14 protein-coding genes are annotated in these 15,409 nt (G+C 61.1%); 3 read left to right on the top strand and 11 right to left on the bottom strand.

Going from position 1 to position 15,409, the window contains the following annotated elements; genetic code table 11:
* The gene (dxs, locus tag BCF46_RS15615; protein ID WP_121026345.1) at positions 1-1,929 is read left to right on the top strand and encodes a 1-deoxy-D-xylulose-5-phosphate synthase; all 1,929 of its coding nucleotides are present in this window, start codon (positions 1-3) and stop codon (positions 1,927-1,929) included.
* On the opposite strand, the gene BCF46_RS15610 is transcribed toward dxs, so the two are convergent.
* The 8 genes from BCF46_RS15610 to hslO are packed head-to-tail and all read right to left on the bottom strand — an operon-like array spanning position 1,926 to position 10,979.
* On the bottom strand, positions 1,926-2,699 hold the full coding sequence (locus tag BCF46_RS15610) for an ion transporter (protein ID WP_121026343.1): 774 nt from the start codon (positions 2,697-2,699) through the stop codon (positions 1,926-1,928). The two genes, dxs and BCF46_RS15610, sit on opposite strands and share 4 nt — an antisense overlap.
* Positions 2,700-2,720: 21 nt before the next feature.
* Positions 2,721-3,917, bottom strand: coding sequence for a class I SAM-dependent RNA methyltransferase (locus tag BCF46_RS15605; RefSeq protein ID WP_121026339.1), 1,197 nt, complete (start codon positions 3,915-3,917; stop codon positions 2,721-2,723).
* 6 nt (positions 3,918-3,923) lie between these two features.
* Positions 3,924-5,795, bottom strand: coding sequence for an ABC transporter ATP-binding protein (locus tag BCF46_RS15600; protein ID WP_121026336.1), 1,872 nt, complete (start codon positions 5,793-5,795; stop codon positions 3,924-3,926).
* A complete protein-coding gene (locus BCF46_RS15595; RefSeq protein WP_121026333.1) occupies positions 5,792-7,633 on the bottom strand; it encodes an ABC transporter ATP-binding protein in 1,842 nt (613 codons plus the stop codon). The genes BCF46_RS15600 and BCF46_RS15595 overlap by 4 nt, the downstream gene beginning before the upstream one ends.
* Before the next feature lie 38 nt (positions 7,634-7,671).
* Positions 7,672-8,256 carry a LysE family translocator gene (locus tag BCF46_RS15590; RefSeq protein WP_121026330.1) on the bottom strand — a complete coding sequence of 195 codons (585 nt, stop codon included), beginning with the start codon at positions 8,254-8,256 and terminating at the stop codon, positions 7,672-7,674.
* Positions 8,253-9,392 (bottom strand): CCA tRNA nucleotidyltransferase, encoded by a 1,140-nt coding sequence (locus tag BCF46_RS15585; protein ID WP_121026327.1) that lies wholly within the window; start codon positions 9,390-9,392, stop codon positions 8,253-8,255. The genes BCF46_RS15590 and BCF46_RS15585 overlap by 4 nt, the downstream gene beginning before the upstream one ends.
* A 2-nt stretch (positions 9,393-9,394) precedes the next feature.
* Positions 9,395-9,994, bottom strand: coding sequence for a CoA pyrophosphatase (locus tag BCF46_RS15580; RefSeq protein ID WP_121026324.1), 600 nt, complete (start codon positions 9,992-9,994; stop codon positions 9,395-9,397).
* Positions 9,981-10,979 carry an Hsp33 family molecular chaperone HslO gene (gene hslO, locus BCF46_RS15575; protein WP_121026321.1) on the bottom strand — a complete coding sequence of 333 codons (999 nt, stop codon included), beginning with the start codon at positions 10,977-10,979 and terminating at the stop codon, positions 9,981-9,983. The genes BCF46_RS15580 and hslO overlap by 14 nt, the downstream gene beginning before the upstream one ends.
* A 100-nt stretch (positions 10,980-11,079) precedes the next feature.
* Here hslO and BCF46_RS15570 point away from each other — a divergent pair, with 100 nt between their 5' ends.
* Positions 11,080-11,520 (top strand): NUDIX hydrolase, encoded by a 441-nt coding sequence (locus tag BCF46_RS15570; RefSeq protein ID WP_121026318.1) that lies wholly within the window; start codon positions 11,080-11,082, stop codon positions 11,518-11,520.
* A 15-nt stretch (positions 11,521-11,535) separates the two neighbouring features.
* Here the strand turns inward: BCF46_RS15570 and BCF46_RS15565 are convergent, their stop codons facing one another.
* Entirely contained in the window at positions 11,536-12,852 is a 1,317-nt protein-coding gene (locus BCF46_RS15565) for a PP2C family protein-serine/threonine phosphatase (protein WP_121026315.1), read from the bottom strand.
* A 134-nt stretch (positions 12,853-12,986) separates the two neighbouring features.
* Between BCF46_RS15565 and BCF46_RS15560 the strand changes: the two genes are divergently transcribed.
* Positions 12,987-13,289: an Hpt domain-containing protein gene (locus BCF46_RS15560; RefSeq protein WP_170157953.1), complete on the top strand. Its 303-nt coding sequence runs from the start codon at positions 12,987-12,989 to the stop codon at positions 13,287-13,289.
* Here BCF46_RS15560 and ilvA read toward each other — a convergent pair.
* A complete protein-coding gene (gene ilvA / locus BCF46_RS15555) occupies positions 13,286-14,533 on the bottom strand; it encodes a threonine ammonia-lyase IlvA (RefSeq protein WP_121026309.1) in 1,248 nt (415 codons plus the stop codon). The genes BCF46_RS15560 and ilvA overlap by 4 nt on opposite strands.
* The gene (locus BCF46_RS15550) at positions 14,530-15,402 is read right to left on the bottom strand and encodes a hypothetical protein (RefSeq protein ID WP_121026306.1); all 873 of its coding nucleotides are present in this window, start codon (positions 15,400-15,402) and stop codon (positions 14,530-14,532) included. The genes ilvA and BCF46_RS15550 overlap by 4 nt, the downstream gene beginning before the upstream one ends.
* Between the last annotated feature and the right edge of the window lie 7 nt (positions 15,403-15,409).

Below are 15,409 nucleotides of genomic sequence, written 5' to 3'. Positions count from 1 at the left end.
ATGAGCGATAGACCGCAGACGCCCCTCCTGGATCGGGTCAAAACCCCCGCTGACATGAAGGGCATGTCCGACGCCGAGCTGACGCAGCTCGCGTATGAGTTGCGGTTGGAAACTGTCTACGCGGTCTCGCAGACCGGTGGACATCTTGGTGCGGGGCTTGGTGTTATCGAGCTGACCGTCGCGATTCACGCCGTGTTCGAGGCTCCGAAAGACCGTTTGATCTGGGACGTATCGCACCAGTGCTATCCGCATAAAATCGTCACCGGACGCCGCGACCAGATGTGTACGATCCGCCAGAAGGACGGGCTGTCCGGCTTCACCAAACGCTCCGAGTCGCCCTATGATCCCTTCGGTGCGGCGCATTCGTCCACCTCCATTTCCGCCGCCCTTGGCATGGCCGTCGCCCGCGATCTTGGTGGCGCGCCGGAGCATGGCATCGGCGACTGCATCGCCGTAATCGGCGACGGTTCCATCAGCGCTGGCATGGCCTACGAGGCGATGAACAACGCGGGCCACCTTGGCAAGCGCATGATTGTCATCCTCAACGACAACGAAATGTCCATAGCACCGCCCACAGGTGCCATGTCGTCCTACCTGTCCCGCCTCTACGCAGGCGCGCCGTTCCAAGAATTCAAAGCTGCCGCCAAAGGTGCTGTTTCCTTGTTGCCGCCTCCCTTCCAAGAGGGGGCCCGCCGCGCCAAGGAGCTGCTCAAAGCCGCAACCGTCGGCGGTACCTTATTTGAAGAACTCGGCTTTTCCTATGTCGGCCCAATCGACGGCCACGACATGGAACAACTGCTCGCCGTCCTGCGCACCGTCAAATCCCGCGCCGACGGTCCCGTGCTGATCCACGCGATCACCACCAAAGGCAAAGGCTACGCCCCCGCCGAAAACGCCGCTGATGGCGGCCACGCCACCGCCAAGTTCGACTTCGTCACCGGCAAGCAAAAGAAAACCCCCTCCAACGCGCCCAGCTACACCTCCGTGTTTGGCAAGGCGCTGGTGGATCACGCCGCTGAGGACTCGAAAATCGTCGCCGTCACTGCTGCCATGCCCGACGGTACGGGCCTTGGCCTAATGGCCGAACGCTACCCGTCCCGCACCTTCGACGTGGGCATCGCGGAGCAACACGCCGTCACCTTCGCCGCCGGTCTCGCGGCGGGCGGAATGAAGCCGTTCTGCGCGATCTATTCGACCTTCCTGCAACGCGGCTACGACCAAGTCGTCCACGACGTCGCCCTGCAACGCCTGCCCGTCCGCTTCCCCATCGACCGTGCTGGTCTGGTTGGGGCTGATGGGGCAACGCACGCAGGCAGCTTCGATATCGCCTTCATGGCGAACCTCCCTGGCATGGTCGTGATGGCCGCCGCCGACGAGGCCGAGCTTGTCCACATGACCGCCACCGCCGTGGCCTACGATGACGGCCCCATCGCGTTCCGCTACCCGCGTGGTGAAGGCGTCGGCGTCGAGATGCCCGAGAAGGGCCAGATATTAGAGATCGGCAAATCCCGCCTGATCCAAGAGGGCAACCGCGTCGCCCTCCTGTCTTTCGGCACTCGCCTGTCAGAGGTGATGAAAGCCGCCGAAAACCTTGCCGCCAAGGGGATCACCCCCACCGTGGTCGACGCCCGTTTCGCCAAGCCGCTGGACGAGGACGCGATCCTGAACCTTGCCCGCAACCACGAGGCGCTGATCACCATCGAGGAAGGCGCCATCGGCGGCTTCGGCTCTCACGTGGCGCAGTTGCTGGCCGAGAACGGCGTGTTCGACAGAGGTCTGAAATACCGCTCCATGGTCCTGCCCGATATCTTTATCGACCAGGCCAGCCCCTCCGACATGTACGCCGCCGCCGCCATGAACGCGCCCCAGATCGAAACCAAGGTGCTTGAAACTTTGGGCATCGCGGACATGGCCACCCGCCGCGCTTAGTTGCGGGCTTTGATGAGCCGTTCGATTTCGTTCAACCGTGCCATGACGTCGTCGCGATAGCTGTCCGTCGCGGCGTGCTCTTCCTCCGAATGGGCGTTCTGCATCGAGTTTACGATCAGGCCCACCAACAGGTTCACGACCGCAAATGTCGTCACCAGAATGAACGGCAAGAAGAACACCCACGCGTAGGGGTAGACCTCCATGACGGGGCGCACGATGCCCATGGACCAGCTCTCCAGCGTCATGATCTGGAACAGCGTGTAGCCCGACAGGCCCAGCGTCCCGAACCAGTCGGGGAAGGCCGCGCCGAACAGCTTGGTCGAGACCACCGCGCCGATATAGAACAGCAACGCCATCAGCAAGAAGACCGACGCCATGCCGGGCAGGGCGGTCACCAGCCCTTCGACCACGCGGCGCATGGAGGGGGCGACCGACAGCACCCGCAACAGCCGCAACACGCGCAACGCCCGCAGCACAGAGAACGCGCCGGAGCCGGGGACCAGCGCGATCCCGACGATCACGAAGTCGAACAGGTTCCAGCCTTTGCGGAAGAATTGCCCCCGTTGTGCGAACAGCTTGGCGGCAATCTCCACCACGAAAACCGCAAGGCAGATCATGTCCAACGCCAAGATCAACGGTCCTGCGACAGCCATCACAGGCTCCACCGTTTCCAGCCCTAGAATGATCGCGTTGAACAGGATCACGCCCAGAATGAAGTTTCTGGTCAGTGGGCGGTCAAGGATGGCTTGCGTGCGGGCGCGCAGGGACATGAAGGCTCCGGTCTATGGGTTTCAGCCCATATGGGGTTTGCTGAACTGCGCCGCAAGTTCCACATGCGAGGACCAGCGGAATTGGTCCACCGGTTGCACCCAATCAAGGTGATATCCGCCTGCGATCAGGATTTCCGCGTCCCGCGCGAACGAGATCGGGTTGCACGACACCGCTGCAATCCGTTTCACACTGCTCTGCGCCAATTCGATCGTTTGCGCCTCCGCCCCCGCACGCGGCGGGTCAATGATCACTGCATCCGTCTTGCGCAATTCCTGCGGCAATACGGGGCGGCGGAACAGGTCGCGCGTCTCGGACTTCACTTTCTTCAACCCCACGGCCTTGCGCCATCCAGCATCCAAAGCGTCAATCAGCGCGGCCTCGCCTTCCAGCGCCCAGACCTCTGCCTTTTCGGCGGCAGGCAGGGTAAACGTGCCGCAACCCGCGAACAGATCCACGACCTGTTTGGCATCCCCCAAGGCCTCCTGAACGCAGGCCAACAACGCCGCCTGCCCATGCGCTGTCGCTTGCAAAAACGCACCGGGCGGCGGCGCGACCTTGCCTTTGCCGAAACTCTGCATCGGTGGTTCGCGGGTCGCCACGGCTTCCCCGTCCCAACTCAGCCGTGCCAGTTTGTGCCGCTCCGCCAAGGCTGCCATTTCCAGAATGCCCTGCGGCTCCAACGGCTTGGCGTCACGGATATCCACATCCAGACCCCCTTCCGACAAGGTCACGACCAGCCCGACAGTGCTTTTCCGCGAAGCCGCAGCGACGGTCAGTTCTTCCAAAACTGGAAACGCCGCAATCAAAGCGGGGTCCAGCAACTTGCAATCCGGCACCTCGATCAGCGCGTCAGAGCCGCGCCCGAAAAACCCGACCATCGCGCCCTTCTTGGTCCGCCGCCCGTGCAACGTCGCACGGCGACGCGATTGCGCGGGCGAGGTTAGAATAGGCCGTATATCCGTCTCGATCCCCCGGGCGGAAAGCCCCAGCCGGATCACATCCGTCTTCCACTCCGCCACGAAATCATCGCTGGCATGCTGCATCGCGCAGCCGCCGCAGCTTTTGAAATGTCGGCAAGGGGCCGCCACCCGCGCAACAGAAGGCGTCACGATGCGCCCGTCCTCTACCACCTCATCCGGCAACACGCGCGGGATCGGGGCGCCCGCGTCTGGCACGCCTTCGCCCTTGTGGTTCAGTCGTAGAATGGTCTGTGTCATGGGCGTTTACTCGGCTGCTTCTGCAATGCCTATAAACCCGCCGGACTGCCGCCGCCAGTAGCCCGCGTAACGTCCGTCCTGCGCCAGCAGTTCCGCATGGGTGCCGTCCTCGACGATGCGGCCTTCTTCCAGCACCACGATCCGGTCCATTCGCGCAATCGTGCTAAGCCGGTGGGCGATGGCGATCACCGTCTTGCCTTCCATCGCGCGTTCCAGCGCGTGTTGGATGGAAGCTTCCACCTCGCTGTCCAGCGCACTCGTCGCCTCGTCCAGCACCAGAACCGGCGCGTTTTTCAGCAAAGCCCGCGCGAGTGCTACCCGTTGACGTTGCCCGCCTGACAGCTTCACGCCCCGCTCACCTAGATGCGCGTCGTAGCCTTTGCGCCCTTTGTGGTCCTCAAGCTCCAGAATGAAGTCGTGCGCTTCGGCCCGCTTGGCGGCGGCGATCATCTGCTTCTCGGTCGCGTCTGGGCGGCCATACATCAGATTGTCGCGGGCGGAGCGGTTGAACATCGCGGTTTCCTGCGTGACCATCCCGATGCTCTGGCGCAGGCTTTCCTGCGTCACTTCCGACACGTTCTGCCCGTCGATCCGCACGGCACCGGTTTCGGTGTCATAGAGCCTGAGCAGCAAGCTCACCAAGGTTGATTTGCCCGCGCCGGATGCGCCCACCAGCCCCAGTTTCTGCCCTGACGGGATCAGCAAGGAGACGTTGTCGATCCCCCCCGCCTCGCGGCCATAGCGAAATGTGACGTGGTCGAACTCGACCTCCGCCGACGACACCTGCAACGGCGTCGCTTCCTCCGCGTCCAGCAAGGCGTGAGGCGGGGTCAACGTGCGCATCCCGTCCTCCACCTCGCCGACATTGGCATACATCGCCATCAGCGAGAAACTGACCCAGCCCGTCATCTGCGCGATGCGGATGGAGATTGCCCCCGCCGCCGCGATGTCGCCGGTCGTGGCAATCCCCGACTGCCATAACATCACTGTGCCGCCGATCAGCAGCACCGGCAAAACCCCCGCCGCCGCCATCAAGGCAAAGCGGAAACCGGTGGACAGGCGGCCGAATTCCAACGCGCGGTCGCGCAGCACAGACATGGCGTTCAGGGCGGATTCGTCCTCGAATTGTGAATGGCCGAACAGCTTCACCGTCTTGATGTTGGTGATCGTGTCGACCACCTGCCCCGTCACCATGGTGCGCGCGCCCGCCCGCGCTGCCGCCCGCTTGCGGATACGCGGCATGAACCAGCGGATCATCAGGATGTAGCCTGCCAGCCAAACCGCCAGCGCCAACGCGACCCAGCCGCTGATCGTACCCAGCAGCAGGACCGAGCCCATGATCGACGCCAACGCAAAGGCCACGACGTTGATCGCCTCCGCCGTCACTTCGGTCAGCGCGCGGGCCGTCTGCATCTGCTTTTGCGCGATGCGTCCCGCGAAGTCGTTGTCGAAATAGTCGACCGAATGGCCCAGCGTCCAGCGGTGCAGGCGGCTTTGGATCAGCGGGTAGACGTTCGGCGGTACCACGATGCCGTTGAAGGCCGCGCTCACCCCGAAGGACACCGGCCGGACGATCAGGAAAAAGCCCACGAACAGCGCGATCAGCGTCCAGTTCTGCGCAAAGAACCCCTCTGGCCCTGTGACCGAGACCGCGTCGATGACCCAGCCCAGCAACATGGCCGTGACGGCCTCCATCGTGCCAGCCAGCGCCGAAAAGACCGAGGCTAACAAAAGCACCGGCCACGACCCCGCAAGACACCATTTACAAAACGCCCATAGGGTGCGGGGCGGCGCGGTCTCGGCCTCGCGGAACGGGTCGATACTGTCGCCCAAACGGGTCAGCACCGGTTCGAATAATCTACTAAAAAATCCCGTCATTCCGCCGCATCCGTATTCAGGAACCCGCCCGACTGACGCGCCCAGAATCCTGCATATAGCCCGCCCTTCGCCAAAAGCGCGGCGTGGGTACCTTCCTCGGCAATCTTGCCGTCGTCCAAAACTACGATCCGATCCATATGCGCAATTGTGCTCAGACGGTGGGCGATAGCAATGACGGTTTTCCCTTCCATCACGCCATAAAGCGTGTCCTGAATGGCCGCTTCCACCTCACTGTCCAGCGCACTCGTCGCTTCGTCCAGCACCAGTATCGGCGCGTCCTTCAGGATCACTCGCGCCAGCCCGATCCGTTGCCGCTGCCCACCGGACAGCTTCACCCCACGCTCGCCGACATGGGCGTCGTAACCCTTGCGCCCTTCAGGGTCGCTCAGGTCCAGAATAAACTCATGCGCCTCGGCGCGCTTCGCGGCCTCGATCATCTCGGCCTCCGACGCATCGGGGCGCCCATACAGGATGTTGTCGCGAACCGAGCGGTGCATCAAAGAGCTGTCCTGACTGACCATTCCCGTCACATGCCGCAGGCTGTTTTGCGTCACCTTCGTGATGTCCTGCCCGTCAATCTCGATCCGCCCACCTTCGGGGTCGTAAAACCGCAGCAGCAGTTTCACCAAGGTCGATTTCCCCGCGCCGGAGCGACCGATCAGCCCGACCTTCTCCCCCGCACCAATGCGCAGAGACAGGCTCTCAAGCCCGCCCTTGTCGCGCCCGTAATGGTGTGTCAGCGCGTTGAATTCTACCACACCGTCGCTCAACTCCAGCGGCTTCGCATCCGGCGCGTCCACCAGTGTAATCGGCTGCGCAATCGTCTCCATCCCTTCGGACACAACGCCAAGCGAGCGGAAAAACGACGACAGCGCCCACATGATCCAGCCGGTCATCGCGTTCAGCCGCAAGGTCAGCGCCGTTGCCGCTGCCACCGCGCCCACGGATGCGCTGCCTTGCGCCCAAAGCCAGATCGCCCAGCCAACGACGCCGACGATCAGCAGTCCGTTCAGCGTCACCAGCATCACGTCCATGATGGTGAAAATTCGCATCTCGCGGGCGAAGGTCTGGCGGGCTTTCTCGATGGCTTCCTTGGCGAATTGCACTTCGCCGTCATGATGCGCGAACAGCTTGACCGAGTGGATGTTGCTGTAGCTGTCCACCACACGCCCCGTCGTCATCGACCGCGCGTCCGACGACGCCTTCGAGGCAGGCCCGACTCGCTTCATCGTCCACGACACCAAACACGCGTAAAGCACCATCCACAGCACCAACGGGATAGCCAGTTGCGGGTCCGCGTCGCTCAGCAGGATGAACGCGCCGATGATATATGCCAGCGAGAAGGTGATCGCGTCGAACACCTGAAACACCGCTTCGCCCGCAGCGGGGGGTGCTTGCATGATGCGGTTGGCGATGCGTCCGGCGAAGTCGTTCTCGAACCAGCCCACCGATTGCCGCAGCACGTGTTTGTGCGCGCGCCAGCGGAACAGCGTGCCATAGTTCGGCAGGATTGCGTTGTTCAGGATGCCCACATCCGCCGCTTGGATCAGCGGGCGGATGAACAGAATGAACAGGGCGACAAGGATCAGCTCCAGCCCGTATTGCTCCAACACCTGCGCAGGTTCGCCGCTCGACATCACGTCCACGACGCGGCCCATGTAGTAGATCAACCCGACTTCGACCACGGCCACCACCAGCGACAAGACGGCGGCCCAGATGAACACCTTTTTGAACGGCTGTGAGTATGACTTCAGGAACGGCCACAGCTTGCGCGGCGGGGCGTCCACCTCGTCATAGGGCCCGTAGGGGTCCACCAGATTTTCTAGAAACCGGAACATTCACACCTCTGTCTCAGCCCCTTTATATAGGCCGAGTGTTAGAGGAAAACCATGACAGCCGAGGCCGCCAATGCAAGCGCCATAACGCTCATGAACCCGCGCCACCACGCGGGCCGCGTCATCAGCACTGCCAGAAGTGACCCTGCGAAGGTCCAGAACAGGCACACGAACAGGTTGATCCCCGAGAACGCCGAGCCAAGCCGCAAGGCTTCCTGCACCGGCGGCAACCCGATGGCGTAGCCCGAAGACGCCGCCATGGCGATCGCCCAGATTTTCGGGTTCACCCACTGAAACAATACCGCCTCAATAAAGGTAAACGGCCTGTCGCGTCCTTGCGCCTGCGGTCCTCTGGTGGAGTGGAACAGCTTCCACGCCATCCACAAAATCCACGCGGCGGCGAGGCATTTCAGCACAAAGGTCAGGGCCGGTTGCGCCAGCAACAGCGCGCCAATCCCGAACCCTGTCAGTGCCGAGGTGATGCCCACCCCGAACGCCACGCCCAGCACATGCGGCAAGGTGCGTTTAAACCCGAACCGTGCGCCAGAGGTGGTCAGCAAAATGACATTCGGGCCGGGTGAAAACAGCCCCGCAAAGACGAAGGCATAGAGCGGATCAAAACTCATCCAAGCAACTCGGCTTTGGTCAATACGAAGCCGGACGCGATCCAGCGGGTTTCCAACTCTTTGAGTTTAGCCCCCAAAGCTGGCCCGTCGAACTCCGGCATCAGGTCGGCGGCTTTCACGGGGAATACCGCCCCCGCGCCTGCCGCAATTTCACGTTGCATCGCGTCCGGCAACGGCTGCTCGAACAGCGCCCCGCGTAGCAATGCGACGTCCCGCGCGGTGTTCGCGCCGTGGCGGTAGGCGATCTCTGCCAAACCTGTATCCGCTCCGATCAAGTCCCTGAGCAATGCAATCTCCGCGGCCACGGCATTGGAAAGCCGCCATTGCTCTTTCAGTCCTTCGCCCCCCAAACATGCCGCGCGCCGCGCCATGTTCGGATCTTGCCCGTCTTCAATATGCACCAAAATCGGCAGCGCTTTTGCATCGGCCCCCGGCATAACCCGCGCCAATATTCCGGCCTGTGCCATGGCCGCGATCGCAGGCGATGGGTCGGGCGCGTTCAGCAGTTTTGTCATCTCCGCCCCGATGCGCTCCGCCGACAATTGCTCCAGCCCGTCCGCAGCCGCAGCACAGGCGGCAAGGCCATCGGCATCCAACCCTTGGGAAACGTCGCCATACCACGCATGAAACCGGAAAAACCGCAGGATACGCAGGTAGTCCTCTGCAATCCGCGCCTCCGCATCCCCGATGAAGCGCACACGCCGTGCGTCCAAATCGGGCAGCCCGCCGACAGGGTCGGTTACCGCCCCGTTCCGGTCCGCATAAAGCGCGTTCATGGTGAAATCCCGCCGTGCGGCGTCGTCCTCCATCGAGGTCGAGAACGCTACATCCGCGTGCCGCCCGTCGGTCTCTACATCGCGGCGGAAGGTGGTGATTTCATGCGGGACGCCACCGGAGACGACCGTCACGGTCCCGTGCTCGATCCCCGTTGGCACAACCTTCAGCCCTGCGTTTTCCGCTGCCGCACTTACTGCGTCCGGCGTTGCGGCGGTGGCCATGTCGATATCCGAGACAGGCGTTCCCAGCAGGGCGTTGCGCAGGCAGCCGCCGACGAAATATCCCTGATGTCCGGTCGTCTCTACCGCGTCGAACACCGCTTGCGTTGCGGGGGCCAAAAGCCAGTCGCCGGTTATCATAGTCACAGCCGCACCTGATCGGCCAAAGACCGCAGCATCCGCGCCGTCGCCCCCCAGATGTAATAGGGGCCATATGGCACCACAAAATACTGCCGCCGCTGGCCGCGCCACCGACGCCCTTCGATAACATAGTTGTCGGGGTTGAGAACATGGGCCAATGGTACGGTAAAAATTTCCGCGACTTCACCCAGCTCCGCCACGGGGTCAAACGGCCCGTCAATCACGCCGACATGCGGCGTCACCTGAAAGCTGGTCACGGTTTCATGGGGTGGCAGTGTCCCGATGAGGCGCACCTGCTTGCGGTCCAGCCCGATTTCCTCTTCGGCTTCGCGCAACGCGGCGGTCGCCAGTGTTTCATCCCCGTCCCGCTTGCCGCCCGGAAAGGCGATCTGGCCGGGGTGGTGTTTCAATGCCGAGGATCGTTTCGTCAGGATCAGCCGCGCCCCGTCATCCGCAGGCATCAAAGCCACCAACACCGCCGCGTCCCGCAAAACGCGGGTCTCCGGCAAAACCACATTCGGGTTCAGGTCAAAATCAGAGGTGGCCGCGCCGGGATTTGCCAGCGCGGCCTCTACTGTTTTGATCAGGTCACTTCCCGTCATCAGAGGTCTCGGCCTCGAATCCAACGGTCTTCGGGTCCATTACGTAATGGGCGCCGCAGAACTGGCAGTCCGCCGTTAGCGAGCCGTCTTCCTTGGTCATATGTCCAAGGTCGCGGGCCGAATAGATCGACAGGCTTTGACGCACTTTTTCTTCCGAGCAGGTGCAGCCGAATTTGACCGGTTGGGCGTCATAGACGATCGGCCCTTCCTCGTGGAACAGGCGGTACAACAGGTCCGTCGGGGCCACGCTTGGGCCGATCAGCTCCAACTCTTCGACCGTATCAAGCAAGATGCACGCGCGGGTCCAGTTCTCCGAGGCGTCGCCATCCAAGATGTCGTCCGCTGTCAGTAAACCGTCTTCGCTCGCGGCGTCGTCCTTCGCCATCAGCGGCGAGGCTTTCGGCATATGTTGCAACATCACGCCGCCCGCACGCCAGCTTTCCGCCTCGCCCCGCTCGGTGGAGCGGCCATAAGTTAGCGAAAACTTGGTCGGCAGCTGTTCGGACTGCGCGAAATAGGTTTCTGCGCAGGCAGACAGGCTGCCACCGGCCAGCGGAGTAATACCCTGATAAGGCTTCATATCGTTGCCTTGGTCGATCAGGATCGCAAAGAACCCTTTGCCGATCTGACTGAACGGGTCAGCATCAAGATCAATCGTCTCCGCGTCGTAGCTTGCATAGGCGCGAATACGGGCGGGCTCGCCGTCCTCGGTCGGGCCATAATAATCAGTTGCAATCAGCCGTAATGGTCCGTCGCCGCGAATTTGCAGCGACAGCTTCCAACGCAACTTGATCGTCTGCCCGATCATTGCGGTCAGCAAGGCGGCCTCTGCCACCATCGCTTCTACCAACGGCGGGTAGTCATGTTGCTCCAGTACAAGGTCCAATACGCCATCCAACCGCGCGACGCGGCCACGGATGTCGATTTTGTCCAACTGGAAGGGCAGGACGGTGTCGTCCCACGCGATTTTTTGTCCAAGAGTCATGGGGTTTCCTTACGCCTAGGGGCTTGGCATACCGTGTCTAGATAGGCGCGACAATCCATTCCCCAAGGGGTAGGCGCTTCAAGCATGGCGGAGTTGCACAATGATCAGGCGTTTTGGCGAGACCTTCCAACACGGTAAGCCCTATCGGCGGCGGCCCGGCGCCTATGCGATCTTGTGGAACGGTGAAGATCTTTTGACAACAATCCAAGACGGTGACGCCCCCGAGGTACAATTGCCCGGCGGTGGCATTGATCCCGGCGAACACCCGATTCCCGCCCTGCATCGCGAGGTGATGGAAGAGACCGGTTGGACCATGGCAAACCCCCGCAAGCTCGGGGCATTTCGGCGGTTCGTTTATATGCCTGAATATGGCTATTGGGCCGAAAAGCTGTGCAGCGTCTACATCGCGCGCCCCGTTTTGCAACGCGGCCCGCCGATCGAACCGGATCACTCCGCGGTCTGGATGTCACCTGCGGATGCGGCAAAGCTGCTTGGCAATGAAGGCGACCGCCATTTCGTGCGCGAACTGTTCCGCCTCTAAAACGTATGCGGGATGTCAGGGAGCTGGCCCGTCATAGTCGAAAATCAACGCAGATACGTCGTCGTCGAATTCAGTGGCGCCGGTATATGCACGCAGCTTGCCCAACAAATGATCCAGTGTTTCCTGCCCGCCGAGATCGCGCGTGGCGTCCAGTATCGCGCCGAACCCTTCTTCTTCTAGCATCTCGCCGCTCGGAGACTCTGCTTCTGTAATCCCGTCGGAATGCAGAACCAGCCGATCCCCCGGAATTAGCTGCGTCTCGAAGGACGCGAAAGGCGCGTCCGGGATCAACCCGATGGGCATGCCGCCTTCCCCAAGCAGCTTTAGCGGGGCCCCGCGCCGCTGCAGAACGGGGTGGGGATGGCCGGCCTGCACCGTGCGCATCAGACCAGTTGTCATATCTACAATGCTCAAGGCGATGGTGAAGTAATGCTCGGTTTCCAATTCGCGCAGCAGCAGTTCATTCAGATCACTAACTGTATCGGCAGGGTCTCGGGCGCTGAATTCGCCATTATCGAGCTTGCTGAGCGCCATGTTTTGACTTGGTGTCAGCCCGCTTAAATACCCCGCCAACCGCGCCGTCATCAGCGCGGAGGTGACGCCATGGCCGGACACATCAAGCGAGAACAGCCCGATCTGATGGTCATTCACGCGGAACTGCCCAACAAGGTCACCACCGACATGGCCGCTGGGTGTCAGGTTCAACGCAATGCGGCCTTCCGGAAGCTCGATATCGGTTTCGCGGACAAGGGATTGCTGAAGGTGTCGCGCCTCCGACAGATCGTGATTGAGCGCGTCATAGAGCGTCTCGATCCGTTTCAGCGCGGTGTTGACGATGTCGTTCTTGTCGATCAGCGCGGCCTGCATTTGCAAGACCCGCTCACCGGCGCGCAGTCGCGCACGCAACTCGCCCGAATTCACTGGCTTGGTCAGAAAATCATCCGCGCCGGAATTCAAGCCTTCAGCGATTTCGCCGCTACCGCCTTTGCTGGTCAGCAAGATGAAATAGCCATAGCCATCTTGTGCCATGCTGCGAAAAGCGCGGCAAAATTCCGGCCCCGACATACCGGGCATCATCCAGTCGCTGAGGATAAGCGACACGTCATGTTTTTCGCACAGGGCAAGCCCTTCAACGCCCGATTCTGCCTCCAGCACCTCGTAGCCCCATTTTCGCAGGTTGGCAGAGAGCAGCCGCCGCTGCATGCGGCTGTCATCGACGACCAGAACCCGCTGTGGAAACGCAGGGTTTGTATCGCTGCCGTCTTCCCAATCAAGGGCGTCGATTTGGTGCGTGGGGGGCGCGGCAAATGCCGAAGAATTTTTACGTAACATGTCCGCACAGAATGGCGGGAAGCTTAAGGGGACGTGAATGTTCAAATTTGATTGATTACAATTCGAGCAGTCACCAATCCTTAATCTCCGGCCAGCAGCTTGGCGCTATCAATTTTGCACGTGGGATTTTCGAAATGTTGAATTGGGCACGAGTAAATGAGTTGAAAGACGATTTGGGCGAGGATGATTTTTACGAAATCACCAGTCTGTTCTTGGACGAGGTGGAGGAAAAACTGGCGGAGCTGTCCTGCCAGACACCGGACGCATTCGCCGCCGGTCTTCACTTCCTGAAAGGCAGCGCCGCCAATCTTGGGTTCGAGAGTTTTCGCGCCCTATGCGACGAGATGGAAAATACGCCCGACGTTGCGCAACTCGGTGATTTGTTAACGCTATACCAACAGTCGAAATCCGTGTTTTTAGAAGGCTTGCAGGACTAGATCAGGAAATCCGCCAGCACGTCGTCATTGGTGATGTCCCGATGCTCGAACCCGCCATCGGTCATGGACTGGAACAGGCGTGCAAAGGCATCGGCGTCTTTGGTTTCGATTCCGATCAGAACCGAGCCGAAGTTTCGGGCGGATTTTTTAAGATACTCAAAACGGGCGATATCATCGTCAGGACCAAGCAGAGCCAGGAAGTCCTTCAACGCGCCCGGGCGCTGTGGCATCCGCAAGATCAGGTATTTTTTCAAGCCAGCGTAGCGCTGGGCGCGCTCTTTGACTTCGGGCAGGCGCTCGAAATCGAAATTCCCGCCAGAGGTCACGCAAACCACGGTTTTGCCTTTGATCTCGTCCGCCAGCTCGTCCAGTGCGTCGATGACCAACGCACCGGCTGGTTCCAGCACGATGCCTTCAACGTTTAGCATCCGTAGCATTGTACCACAGATGCGGTTCTCGGGGGCCATTAGAACGTGGCTTGGGTCGACATGCTTCAGCACTTTAAAGGTGTGCTGCCCAACCTGCGCGACCGCCGCGCCGTCAACGAAGGTGTCTATTTGGGGCAGGTTTACAGGTTTCCCTTTAGCCAAAGCGGCGGCCAAAGACGCGCCGCCTGCGGGCTCCACATAGCGGAACGAGATGTCGGCACCGACCTCGTCGAAATAGCGGGTGACCCCGGCAGACAACCCGCCGCCGCCTACGGGCAGCAGCAGCATATCCGGCATCTTCGGCATAACGGCTTCAATTTCGACAGCGACCGAGGCCTGGCCCAGGATGACATCGGGGTCGTCAAAGGGGGACAGAAAGTGTGCACCAATTTCGGCGCAATGATCTTGCGCGGCGCTCAGGGTCTGGTCGAAATAGTCACCGGTCAGTCGGATTTTCACGAACTCGCCACCAAAGGCGCGAGTCTTCTCGATTTTTTGCTGCGGTGTGGTGATCGGCATGAACACCTCGCCCGTGACGCCGAAATGGCGGCAGGCAAAGGCGAAACCCTGTGCGTGGTTCCCAGCACTGGCGCAGACGAAATTGCGTTGGTCAGGGTGGCTTTTGCGCCGCTTCGACATGGCGTTAAACGCCCCGCGAATCTTGTAGGACCGCACCGGCGACAGGTCTTCGCGCTTCAGGTAAATTTGTGCGTCGTACAGATCTGACAAATAGTCGTTGTGTTGCAGCGGCGTGGCATCAAACAACGAGCGCATCGCGTCGCAAGCCGCGCGAGCGGCGGTGGGGAAGTCGGTCATTTCGGCACCGGCGGGATGAGGCGGAAGATGGCAACAAGCCAGCCTGTGCCAACCATCACGATGATCCACGAGATCACGACATTGGCGATATTGCTGGGAATCAGCAGGCCGGACAGCATGGCCGCAGGCACCGAAAGCAGCGTCACAAACACGACGGCCAGGATCGCCAGCAGCCATAACCCGTTGTCGCGAGAGCCGGACCATGCCTGTGCCAGAGACAACACCTGACCGGCGGCGGCAGCGGGTAGGGCCGCGCCGATTTTCAGGAACAGCCAGATCACAATGCAAGCACCGATGATCGGATAGACGAATATGCCAACAAGAAATGGGATGTAGGGTAACGCTAGTGATCCTAACGAGCTCAACACGAAAGCCGCTGCTCCGACAGAGGCTACGACCAGTATCAGGGTCATCAGAAATCCACCAAAGGGCACGCCTTTCAGCGATGGGATCACCCCGGAAGGCGTGTCAGCGCCAAGGCAATAGCGGCTCCAGATCAGGGAAACCCACGCAACTGCGAGCAAATTGATAACCAAGGACAGCGTTGTGAACGTAGCCGACAGCTCAGGCATCTGGCCTTCGACGTCGGGGCGGATGGCCATCGCACCGATAGGCGCACCGATCAACGCATAGCCCAAAACGTAGACCAACAGGCTGGCCAAGATCCAAACCAGCCCCGTCAAACGAAGCGCGGTGCCAAAGTTCCCGAATAGCTGTGTCAGCCCATAGCTGAAGATGTCGATTGCTTGCCGCATAGTGCCCCTGTGTCCGTCTTTTTGCTTTGTCGCGACCCTGCGGTTAAACAGCCCTTGGGTCAATCGCGACCATGCACGCCCTTGCACCCCTGTGACATTGGCGCTATCGCCCATGGCGACC

Origin of the sequence: Litoreibacter meonggei (genome assembly GCF_003663885.1) — a bacterium.
In the GTDB taxonomy this organism is placed as follows: Bacteria; Pseudomonadota; Alphaproteobacteria; order Rhodobacterales; family Rhodobacteraceae; genus Litoreibacter; species Litoreibacter meonggei.
Note: the sequence above shows the minus strand (reverse complement) of the source record. Positions and strands in the feature narration are given on the sequence as shown.

Excerpts from the sequence above, each read along its gene's own strand:
- BCF46_RS15550 (WP_121026306.1), bottom strand. The coding sequence starts at position 15,402 with ATGGGCGATAGCGCCAATGTCACAGGGGTGCAAGGGCGTGCATGGTCG.
- BCF46_RS15610 (WP_121026343.1), bottom strand. The coding sequence starts at position 2,699 with ATGTCCCTGCGCGCCCGCACGCAAGCCATCCTTGACCGCCCACTGACC.
- ilvA (WP_121026309.1), bottom strand. The coding sequence starts at position 14,533 with ATGACCGACTTCCCCACCGCCGCTCGCGCGGCTTGCGACGCGATGCGC.
- BCF46_RS15600 (WP_121026336.1), bottom strand. The coding sequence starts at position 5,795 with ATGACGGGATTTTTTAGTAGATTATTCGAACCGGTGCTGACCCGTTTG.
- BCF46_RS15585 (WP_121026327.1), bottom strand. The coding sequence starts at position 9,392 with ATGATAACCGGCGACTGGCTTTTGGCCCCCGCAACGCAAGCGGTGTTC.
- dxs (WP_121026345.1), top strand. The coding sequence starts at position 1 with ATGAGCGATAGACCGCAGACGCCCCTCCTGGATCGGGTCAAAACCCCC.
- BCF46_RS15560 (WP_170157953.1), top strand. The coding sequence starts at position 12,987 with ATGTTGAATTGGGCACGAGTAAATGAGTTGAAAGACGATTTGGGCGAG.
- BCF46_RS15605 (WP_121026339.1), bottom strand. The coding sequence starts at position 3,917 with ATGACACAGACCATTCTACGACTGAACCACAAGGGCGAAGGCGTGCCA.
- BCF46_RS15580 (WP_121026324.1), bottom strand. The coding sequence starts at position 9,994 with ATGACGGGAAGTGACCTGATCAAAACAGTAGAGGCCGCGCTGGCAAAT.
- BCF46_RS15595 (WP_121026333.1), bottom strand. The coding sequence starts at position 7,633 with ATGTTCCGGTTTCTAGAAAATCTGGTGGACCCCTACGGGCCCTATGAC.
- hslO (WP_121026321.1), bottom strand. The coding sequence starts at position 10,979 with ATGACTCTTGGACAAAAAATCGCGTGGGACGACACCGTCCTGCCCTTC.
- BCF46_RS15565 (WP_121026315.1), bottom strand. The coding sequence starts at position 12,852 with ATGTTACGTAAAAATTCTTCGGCATTTGCCGCGCCCCCCACGCACCAA.
- BCF46_RS15570 (WP_121026318.1), top strand. The coding sequence starts at position 11,080 with ATGATCAGGCGTTTTGGCGAGACCTTCCAACACGGTAAGCCCTATCGG.
- BCF46_RS15590 (WP_121026330.1), bottom strand. The coding sequence starts at position 8,256 with ATGAGTTTTGATCCGCTCTATGCCTTCGTCTTTGCGGGGCTGTTTTCA.